This window comes from Promineifilum sp. (SeqCode) (genome assembly GCF_041918635.1).
GTDB lineage: Bacteria > Chloroflexota > Anaerolineae > Promineifilales > Promineifilaceae > Promineifilum.
The window spans coordinates 1-2,586 of record NZ_JAYRVJ010000272.1 but is presented as its reverse complement, the minus strand read 5'-3'; the positions used below and the strand labels follow the sequence as shown (position 1 = coordinate 2,586).

Sequence of the window (2,586 nt, the reverse complement as noted above, 5' to 3'; positions counted from 1 at the left end):
GCGGGCATGAAGCGCGTGGCCGCGTCTTCCAGCAGGTCGTGGGCCAGGACGGCCTGCGGGTGGAGCGGCAGTTGCCCCGCCTCGGCCAGCGACAGCGTTTGCAGATCGTTGACCAGCCGGCCCAGCAGCCGCGTCTCGTCCAGCGTGGCGGCGATGTGGTCGGGCGTCGGCGCGTAGATGCCGTCGAGCACCCCCTCCAGGTTGCCCTGAATGATCTGCAGCGGCGTGCGCAACTCGTGGGCCACGTCGGCGGTCAGGTTGCGCCGCCCCTGCTCGGCCCGCGCCAGCTCCTCCACCATGCGGTTGAAGCGGCGCGCTAGGCGGGCCATTTCGCCTCGGCCGTTGTCACCGACGCGCACGGAGAGGTCACCCGCGGCAACAGCATCGGCGGCGACCATCAGTTCCGCCAGCGGTGAGCCGAAGTGGCCCAGAGCAAACGCGCCCATCGCGATCATGACGATCAGGACGGGCACGGCCAGGCAGGCCAGCACGATCAACCCCTCGGTCGGCCCCAGTGTGCCCTGCCGGGCGAGGGTGAAGGCCAGGATCGTTGCCCCAACTAGGAGCGCCAACACCGAAACGACGGCGAAGCCCAGACAACCGACGAAGCGGCGCACGAAAAAACGGCGGCGCGCGTCCATGTCAACCGGCCAGCCTTCGCCTGTCCAGCCCGGCCTCCACCGGGGCGACTCTTCCGACCATTTGGGATGACGATGCATATCTATAACCCTCGGTAGGGGCAGACCTGCGTGTCTGCCCTGGTTGCGACAGGGCGCACACGCAGGTGCGCCCCTACATCAATCGATACCCAATGCCGTAGACCGTCTCGATGATCCGCGGGGCGTCGGGGTCGTCCTCTAACTTTCGGCGCAGGTTTTTGATGTGGGAGTCCACGCTGCGGTCGAAGCCGGCCAGCACCCCGGCCGGGCCTGCGCCGTGCAGTTCGTCCAGCAGTTGCTCCCGGCTGAGCGTCTGGCCGGGGTGGCGGGCCAGGGCGACGAGCAGCTTGAACTCGTTGGGTGTCAGGTGCACGGGCCGGCCGGCGCGGCTGACGCTGTGGGCCGCCGGGTCGATCGCCAGGTCGCCGCGACGCAGCACGCCCGGCTCGACCGGCCCGCTGGCCCGGCGCAACGCCGCCCGCACACGGGCCACCAGCACCGCCGGCGAGAACGGCTTGGTGATGTAGTCGTCCGCGCCCAGTTCCAGCCCGACGATCTGATCCGTCTCTTCGGCCAGCGCGGTCAGCATCAGGATGGGCACGGCCGACTCGGCGCGCAACCGCCGGCACACCTCGCGGCCGTCCAGCCCCGGCAGCAGCAGGTCGAGCAGCACCAGGTCGGGCGACTCGCGCCGCGCCATCGCCAGCCCCGCCGGCCCGTCGGCGGCGTGGAGGACGCGGTAGCCGTTCTTGACCAGGTAGTCGCGCGCCAGCCGGGCGATCTGCGGTTCGTCTTCGATGATCAGGATGAGTTCGTGCATGGGTTCTATTGTAGCGCGGGACGGTATCCCGCGTCTGGAGATGCGAAGAGGCGGGATACCATCCCGCGCTACAATCAGACGTATTCCTGCGGTTGCTTCTCCGGCCCAATCGGATCGCCGCCGTCGCGGCGGCTCTCCTTCCAGTGACCATGGTGGTGATGCGCCCAATGGCCGCCGGGACGGCGGCCATCCCAGTGGCGGCGACGGCCGAAGGCCATCATGCTGAGTAGCGCGGCGAAGGCGACAAAGCCGAAGCACATCAGACCGAAGCCGAACAGCGCGCCCTCCGCCCGGCCCAACCGGCCGTAACCCCAGCCGCGGCCGAACTCCGGCGCGACCGGCCCGGCCACCGCCTCGCCGTCCGTCGCCGCCAGCGACGCCCCCTGCACAAAGCCCTGCTCGTAGCCGGAGCGGAACAGCCGCGACCCCGCGCCCACCAGCAAAAACAGCAGCAGCGCCCCCAGCGCCAGCCGCCCGAAAAAGAAGTGTCTGCGAAACATCAGTTACCTCCGAATGGGATTTGATGCTCACAAGATAGCCGCCGGCTGTGTAGAAAAGATGGAGGAGCGCCGGAGAAAGTGTGACAAAGGGGCACGGTCAGAGAAACATACGATTTCCCTACGGAACGGGCCGGGGTGGTGTCGCTCAGCGCCAAAGCGTGCTATGATGTAATTTCAGAGAAGGCCTGCGCCGGCGTTTGTGCGTGTCTGTCCAACGGCCCCTTCGATGTGCTGAAGAGGGCTTCTGGCAAGCGATCCGCGTAGGTAGGTTTTCGGACGCAGGGGTGTTATCTCGTGGCACGCCTGAATCCGCTTCCGAACTACCGTTATCACCAAGTCACCATCGTTGCCGTCCACATCCATTAGGAGTGCGCTATGGAAGGGACGCCTGCTGTTCGCGGGCTACTGCCGCTTGTGGCGGAACGGTCGGGCCTTGCTTGGGCCGGTGTGGATAGTCTGCTGCGGGCCGGTGACTATGGGGAACTGGACCGTCTATTACGGGCGCTCCAGACGGCCACTCTCCAGAGCGGCGACGCGGCCGGGGCGGCGCTGCTGGTCGCCGTGGACGAATTGTGTCTGACCTGCGATCAACTCCACCAGCAGCGGG

General features: G+C 67.5%; 4 protein-coding genes. 1 reads left to right on the top strand and 3 read right to left on the bottom strand.

Features of this window, described 5'->3' with window-relative positions:
* The 3 genes from ACE3UY_RS09000 to ACE3UY_RS08990 form a co-directional block, all read right to left on the bottom strand.
* Window positions 1–641 (bottom strand): HAMP domain-containing protein (locus ACE3UY_RS09000; RefSeq protein WP_374687208.1); only part of this gene is annotated, 641 nt, incomplete at its 3' end.
* 151 nt (window positions 642–792) lie between these two features.
* Window positions 793–1,479, bottom strand: a complete 687-nt coding sequence (locus ACE3UY_RS08995; protein WP_374687207.1) for a response regulator — start codon at window positions 1,477–1,479, stop codon at window positions 793–795.
* A 74-nt stretch (window positions 1,480–1,553) separates the two neighbouring features.
* Window positions 1,554–1,979: a hypothetical protein gene (locus tag ACE3UY_RS08990; protein WP_374687206.1), complete on the bottom strand. Its 426-nt coding sequence runs from the start codon at window positions 1,977–1,979 to the stop codon at window positions 1,554–1,556.
* A gap of 375 nt (window positions 1,980–2,354) precedes the next feature.
* Here ACE3UY_RS08990 and ACE3UY_RS08985 point away from each other — a divergent pair.
* Window positions 2,355–2,586, top strand: a 232-nt coding sequence (locus ACE3UY_RS08985; protein WP_374687205.1) for a hypothetical protein, incomplete at its 3' end; no start/stop codon positions are given.

What these genes read in the sequence shown, in the direction of transcription:
- ACE3UY_RS08995 (WP_374687207.1), bottom strand. Translation starts at nt 1,479, where the DNA reads ATGCACGAACTCATCCTGATCATCGAAGACGAACCGCAGATCGCCCGG.
- ACE3UY_RS08990 (WP_374687206.1), bottom strand. Translation starts at nt 1,979, where the DNA reads ATGTTTCGCAGACACTTCTTTTTCGGGCGGCTGGCGCTGGGGGCGCTG.